Origin of the sequence: Bradyrhizobium sp. IC4060 (assembly GCF_020193715.1) — a bacterium.
Lineage (GTDB): Bacteria > Pseudomonadota > Alphaproteobacteria > Rhizobiales > Xanthobacteraceae > Bradyrhizobium > Bradyrhizobium yuanmingense.
The window spans coordinates 110,971-117,798 of the sequence record NZ_JADYVJ010000016.1; the positions used below are offsets into that span (position 1 = coordinate 110,971).

The following is a 6,828-nucleotide window of genomic DNA, read 5'->3' on the forward strand; positions in this document are numbered from 1 at the left end:
GCCTACGCGCCCGTTATCTCCCTTTCCTCGTCCGTCCAGGCCACCTCGACCGGCATCAACGTCGGCTGGAGCGGTGCGTCCTCCGACATGACGTGACCGTCCAGCGCCCGCAGGAGCGCTCCGACCAGTGCCGGCTTGCGCAGCGGCTTGGCCAGGAAGTCCGACATGCCGGCTTCGCGGCAGATCTTGATGTCCTCGGGGAAGGCGTTGGCGGTCAGCGCGACAATCGGCAAGGCTTCGAAGCGCTCGCCTTGCGCGCGGATCGCGCGGGTGGCGGCGAGCCCGTCCATGTCGGGCATGCGCACGTCCATCAGCACGACGTCGTAATTGCCCTCGCAGGCTGCCGCGACGGCTTCGGTCCCGTCGGTGACGACACGCAGCTCGATGTCGAATGCCCCCAGCATCTTGCTCACGACCATGCGGTTGACCGCATCGTCCTCCGCGACCAGCACCTTCAGCGGCCGGTCGAGACCGGAGATCCGGGCCTGGAGCTCGTCGGCTTCGTCGCGGCCGCCAGCCTGATCGGACGCCTGCGCCTGGCTCCAGGGCAGGACCAGCGTAAAGCGGAAGGTCGAGCCCTCTCCCGGCGTCGAGATGACGCCGATCGTGCCGCCCATCTGCTCGATGATCCGCCTGCTGATGGCAAGGCCGAGGCCAGTGCCGCCGAAGCGGCGGCTGATCGAGGCATCAGCCTGGGCGAAGTCGCTGAACAGCAGGTCGAGCTTGTCGGGCGCGATACCGATGCCGCTGTCGGTCACCGTCCATTCGACGGTCGCCAGCAGGTCGCGCCGCGCCTGGCAGGTCGCCGATATCGTCACCTCGCCTTCGTCGGTGAACTTCACAGCGTTGGAGGCGAGATTGAGCAGCACCTGGCGGATGCGCGCGACGTCGCCGCGGAGCGTCGGCGGCAGGTTCGGATCGAGCTCGACCTTGACCGTGAGCCCCTTGCTCTTGGCGCTGGCGCGCACCACGGTCGCAACCGTCTCGACCAGCGCCTGCGGCGCGAAGTCGATCGCCTCGAACTGGAAGCGGCCTGCTTCCAGCTTGGAGAGGTCGAGAATGTCGTTGAGGATGCGCTGGAGGTTGTCGCCGGACTCGCGGATCGTGGTGACGGCCTCGCGCTGCTCCGGATCGAGCCTGGTTTCGAGGAGCATGCTGGCAAGACCGAGCACGCCGTTCATGGGCGTGCGGATCTCGTGGCTCATCACCGCCAGGAAGTCGGACTTGGCGCGGCTTTCGGCCTCGGCCTTTTCCGCGCGCCAGCGCTCGGTGACGTCGCGTCCGAAGCCGCGATAGCCCAGGAAATGACCGTCACGATCGTGGGCCGGCTTCGCCGTCAGCGACCACAGCCGGGCCTCGCCGCCGGCGACGACCTTGAGATTCATCTCATGCAGCGGCTCGGCCTGCTCCATCAGGCCGACGATGTTGTAGGCCGCTGACTTGTCCTCGGGGCAGAGCATGTCGAGCACGTCGGCGAACTGCGCGCCTTTCAGCAGCGGAAGCGGCAGCTGCGCGACGTCCGCGAAGCGCTCGGGCACGTCGACGAGGCGTCCCTCGGCATCGGTCTGCCAGAGCCAGTCGCTGGCGTTCTCCTGAAAATCCTTCAGCAGCAGCGAGATGATCTCGGTCTGGCGCTCGAGCTCGAGCTGGGCCTTGAGATTGCCGAGGAAGAGGTTGCCCTGGGAGACGATGTTGCGCGCCATGAAGAATGCGAACAGCAGCAGGAACACGGCGGTCACCAGATATGGGCCGGTGCCGCACAGGAGCAGCGCACTGGCGCAGGCGATCGTCATGGTCGCGAGATAGACGAGGCCCGCGCGCGGGAAGGTCGAGAGCGTGAAAGCGCCGCCGGACATCATGCCGACCATCAGGCAGGCCAGGAGCAATTGACTGGTCGGCTCGATGCGGCTGAACAGAGCGAGCGGCAGCGCGCCCCAGATCGCGGCGAGAAAAAACGCCTGCCGCAGCATCTGCCGCGCCGCGCGGGGCGAAGCCTCCTGCGGCGGGTTCTGATGCGACTTGTGCCACGCGCGCACCGCGAGCGAAGCGGTGGCGGCGAGCGTCAGGCCCCAGATGGCGAGGAAGTCGTTCCAGCCCCTGCCCCAGAACAGGATCAGCACGATGGCGACGTTCAGCATCGTCACGGCCATCGTCACGGGGATCAGCTGGGTCACCGCGTCGATCTGCTTGGCGCGGATGCGGCGGATCTCGCGCTCGCTGAGATCGGCGGTCAGACCGTCCTCGATCTCGAAGCCGCCGAGCCAATACAGGAACGCGCCGATCAGGCCGTCACGCGGCTGAGTTCGATTCATCGCCTTGTCCGGCCATCCATCCGAGGAACCTCTTGACGATCAATGGCCTGCGGCCTGCTTAAGCCGGGTTAATTTTGTGGGAGATTTTGCGGCCGGCTTGACGGGTGCGTTTGCATTTTGTTCTAACCAAGACCCCCGCCCGGAGCCCTGCCAATGCCCATCAGAGTAGCCACCTGGAACGTGAACTCGGTCCGGCAGCGGATCGATCTGCTCCTGACCTGGCTGAAAGAGTGCCAGCCGGACATCGTCTGCCTGCAGGAGATCAAGTGCGTCGACGAGGCCTTTCCGCGGCTGGAGATCGAGGCACTCGGCTACAACGTGGTGACGCACGGGCAGAAGACGTTCAACGGCGTCGCCCTGCTCTCCAAGCTCAGGTTCGACGAGACCAAGTCGGGCCTCGCCGGCGACGACGAGGATAGCCATGCCCGCTTCCTCGAAGGCGTGGTGACGCTGAAGCGAGGGGTGCTGCGCATCGCCTGCCTCTATCTGCCCAATGGCAATCCGGTCGGGACCGATAAATATCCCTACAAGCTCAAATGGATGTCGCGGCTTCTTGATTATTCGAAGGAGCGACTCAAGGAGGAGGTCCCGCTGATCCTGGCCGGCGACTTCAACGTCATCCCGCATGCCCGCGACGTGCACAATCCGGCCGCCTGGACCGAGGACGCGCTGTTCAAGACCGAGACGCGCGAGAGCTTCCAGTCCCTGCTCGGCCTCGGCCTCAGCGACGCCTTGCGCGCCGTCACCGACGAGGGCGGGCTCTACACGTTCTGGGACTACCAGGCCGGGGCCTGGCAGAAGAACCAGGGGCTGCGGATCGACCACCTGCTGCTGTCGCCGCAGGCCAGCGACAAGCTCGCCAATGTCGGCATCGACAGCTATGTGCGCGGCTGGGAGAAGCCGTCGGATCACGTGCCGGTGTGGGCGGATCTGGATCTCGAGGCGGCTTAAGGCCGCCTCAGCCGATCACTCCCGACGCCCCTGCACCCATTGCTCCAGCATTTGCAGGGCCATGGCGCGGTCGTCGTCGGAGGCCTTGGCGAAGGCGCGGTTGTAGCTTTCCTTGATCCAGACCTCGTCGGCACCGGCGCTGTCGCGCGCCAGCGTCAGCCACATCAGGCCGCGTGCGGCCTGCCGCGGCAGGCGGTCGCCGTTGAACAGCATCTGACCGAGCAAGGCCTGGGCCTGATGCTGGCCCTTCTGCGCGGCGAGGCCAAGCCAGCGCGCGCCATAGCGGTAGTCCTCGCGCGAGGCGTCCGGGGTCTTCAGGTACAGACGGGCGAGGTCGTACTGCGCGTCCGCGTTGCCGAAATAGGATGCGGCATAGGAGAACATCTCGCGGGCGCGGTCCGGGTCGGCCTTGACCTTCGAATTCGGGATGCCGGCCAGATAGTAGCGGCCGAGGGCGACGAAGGCGTTGGCCACGATCTGCGCCTGCGGCGCCGACGGGCTGTCCTCGGCATGCGCGTTGGCGATCCGGCTGAAATATTCGAAGGCACGCAAATCGTCCTGGGCGACGCCGTCGCCGTTGGCGTACATGCGGCCGAGCTTCCATTGCGCGATGGGGTGGCCGCCCTCGGCGGCATATTGCAAGGCGGTGAGCGAGGTTTCCTGGGTCGCGACCTGCGGCGGAACCTTGGTGCGCACCGCACCCGCAGCGCCGGGCAAGGTCGTCACGACCGGGATGGTGGCATCCTTCGGGTTGACCGGCGCACCGTCGAAGGCGAACGCCGGCGCGGCCAGCGCAGCCGCCCCCAACACAAACGCAACTGTGGCACGCCTAAATGTCCGCATAGCACTGTTTCTCGTGCGCGCCGCCCGGATGGGTCACTGCCCCCCCGACCGCCGGTCCAACCTGCTGAGCATATTTCCAGAGCGCACCCGACGTGTGGTTAGTCGCGCGGGCGCTCCATTTGGTTCTGCGCTGGGCGAGCTCGGCGTCGCTCAATTTTACGTTAAGAGTACCGGCCACCGCGTCGATCTCGATGACGTCGCCGTCCTCGAGCAGCCCGATCGGGCCGCCGACCGCCGCCTCCGGCCCGACATGGCCGATGCAGAAGCCGCGGGTGGCGCCGGAGAAGCGGCCGTCCGTGATGAGCGCGATCTTGCCGCCCATGCCCTGGCCGGTCAGCGCTGCCGTGGTCTGGAGCATTTCCCGCATGCCGGGACCGCCCTTCGGCCCCTCGTAGCGGATCACGATGACTTCGCCTTCGCGGTAGGTGCGGTTCTGGACCGCCTCGAACGCGTCCTCCTCACGGTCGAAGCACCTGGCCGGACCGGTAAACCTGAGGTTGGACATTCCCGCGACTTTCACGATCGCACCTTCTGGCGCCAAATTGCCCTTCAGGCCGACCACACCGCCTGTCACGGTGATGGGCTTGTCTGCCGGGTGCACCACGTCCTGGTGCGGATTCCATTTCACGCTCTTGAGGTTTTCGGCGATCGTGCGGCCTGTGACGGTAAGGCAATCACCGTGCAGGAAGCCGTTGTCGAGCAGCGTCTTCATCAGAAGCGGTATGCCACCTACTTCAAACATGTCTTTGGCGACATAACGGCCACCCGGCTTCAAATCCGCGACATATGGTGTCTTTTTGAAGATTTCAGCGACGTCGAACAGGTCGAACTTGATGCCGACCTCGTGCGCGATCGCAGGCAGGTGCAGCGCAGCATTGGTGGAGCCACCGGACGCCGCGACCACGGCGGCCGCATTCTCCAGCGCCTTGCGGGTAACGATGTCGCGCGGCCGGATGTTCTGGGCGATCAGGTCCATCACCTTCTCGCCCGCGGTCATGCAGAAGGCGTCACGGATTTCATACGGTGCGGGGGCACCGGCCGAGTAAGGTAGCGCGAGGCCGATCGCCTCAGACACGGTCGCCATGGTGTTGGCGGTGAACTGCGCGCCGCAGGCGCCGGCCGAGGGACAGGCGACGCGCTCGATCTCGTCGAGGTCCTCGTCCGACATGGCGCCGACCGAATGCTTGCCGACCGCCTCGAACATGTCCTGCACGGTGACCTGCTGCCCGCGGAAATTGCCGGGCAGGATCGAGCCGCCATAGATGAAGATCGAGGGCACGTTGAGGCGGACCATCGCCATCATCATGCCCGGCAGCGACTTGTCGCAGCCGGCGAGCCCGACGAGCGCGTCATAGGCATGGCCGCGCACGGTCAGCTCGACCGAATCGGCGATGCATTCGCGCGACGGCAGCGAGGAGCGCATGCCGTCATGGCCCATGGCGATGCCGTCGGTCACGGTGATGGTGCAGAATTCGCGCGGCGTGCCGCCGGCGGACGCGACGCCCTTCTTCACCGCCTGCGCCTGACGCATCAGCGCGATGTTGCAGGGAGCAGCTTCGTTCCAGCACGAGGCGACGCCGACGAAGGGCTGGTGGATCTGCTCGGTGGTCAGACCCATGGCGTAGAAATAGGACCGGTGCGGCGCGCGCGCAGGGCCTTCCGTCACGTGACGGCTCGGCAGCCTTTGCTTGTTGATCTTCGCGCCCATCGCAACCAGCTTCTCCGGCCAACCCTTTCAGACCCGAAAAATCAGAGCCAAGATTTGAATCGACCTTGGGATTTTCTCGTCGCCTTCGAAGACCGCCACTGCCCTTAAAACATTAGAGCGATTTTATTCATGTTCGGGTGTGGCCAAAAAGCGGCGGCGATGCGAACCGCCGGTGATAAGGGTTAAATCCGATGTGGGTGTTGCACAGACAGCACAATCGTTACCGGGAAGACACGGGTTTGCTTACGTCGATACCTCGCTAAAGTGACGATCCACAACCTGAGATCTTTGGGAAGGCACAGAACATCCGCTCTGGACGACAGGCGGGCATTCCCGAAGTGAGTCGGCGGCAGCCCCACGCGAAGCGATGCGGTTCGCTCGTGTCCCGGACAAGTTGCAACGCGCGGGGGCGTTGCGGCGCAGAGCCGGGACCCAGGGGCGACATGGTACGGCGCAGATGGATGGGCCCCGGCTCGGCAGCGCATCGTCGAACCGGATGCTTCGCATCGCCGGGGGGACGCTGCGCTGCGTCCGGGGCACGAGAGAGTTTAGCGCTCGCACTCTCCTCCTCGTTGCGAGGAGCCCTTGCGACGAAGCAATCCAGATTCCCGCCGCGGAAAGATTCTGGATTGCTTCCGCCTTCGCCAAAGGCTTCGGCGGACAAGTTGCTGCGCTCGTAATGACGGAGTGTGAGGCGACGCTGCGTTCTCCAAGTAACACTGTCATTCCCCGCCTTGTACGCAATCGCGCACTGGAGCGGGGAATCCAGTACGCCGCGGCCTCTCGATTCAATCACTGGTGTCTCGGAGTACTGGATCGCCCTGTCAAGCCGGGCGATGACACCGAATGTGTGACGCAGACGTGCGTATTCAGCCCCGCAGCGCATTTTCGCCCGAGCTTTGCTTCGTCTCGCCGCCCTCAGATGCAAGAGGGCGCAGGGAAGGCCGGGTGCCGGCGGCACCCGCGGTCCGCTGCGCGAAAAGCACACGCAGGAAGAACCGCACAGCAGCATAC

The 6,828-nt window shown here is 65.4% G+C and carries 4 protein-coding genes; 1 reads left to right on the forward strand and 3 read right to left on the reverse strand.

The annotated features are described in order from the left end of the window. Window positions 1-2: 2 nt before the first annotated feature. Window positions 3-2,312: an ATP-binding protein gene (locus I6F16_RS33290; RefSeq protein WP_225112490.1), complete on the reverse strand. Its 2,310-nt coding sequence runs from the start codon at window positions 2,310-2,312 to the stop codon at window positions 3-5. Window positions 2,313-2,465: 153 nt separating this feature from the next. On the opposite strand from I6F16_RS33290, the gene xth reads away from it, so the two are divergent. After that, a complete protein-coding gene (xth, locus tag I6F16_RS33295; RefSeq protein ID WP_036028256.1) occupies window positions 2,466-3,263 on the forward strand; it encodes an exodeoxyribonuclease III in 798 nt (265 codons plus the stop codon). A 15-nt stretch (window positions 3,264-3,278) separates the two neighbouring features. On the opposite strand, the gene I6F16_RS33300 is transcribed toward xth, so the two are convergent. Beyond that, window positions 3,279-4,106 (reverse strand): tetratricopeptide repeat protein, encoded by an 828-nt coding sequence (locus I6F16_RS33300; protein ID WP_225112491.1) that lies wholly within the window; start codon window positions 4,104-4,106, stop codon window positions 3,279-3,281. After that, a complete protein-coding gene (gene ilvD / locus I6F16_RS33305; RefSeq protein ID WP_036012786.1) occupies window positions 4,093-5,814 on the reverse strand; it encodes a dihydroxy-acid dehydratase in 1,722 nt (573 codons plus the stop codon). The genes I6F16_RS33300 and ilvD overlap by 14 nt, the downstream gene beginning before the upstream one ends. Window positions 5,815-6,828 lie beyond the last annotated feature (1,014 nt).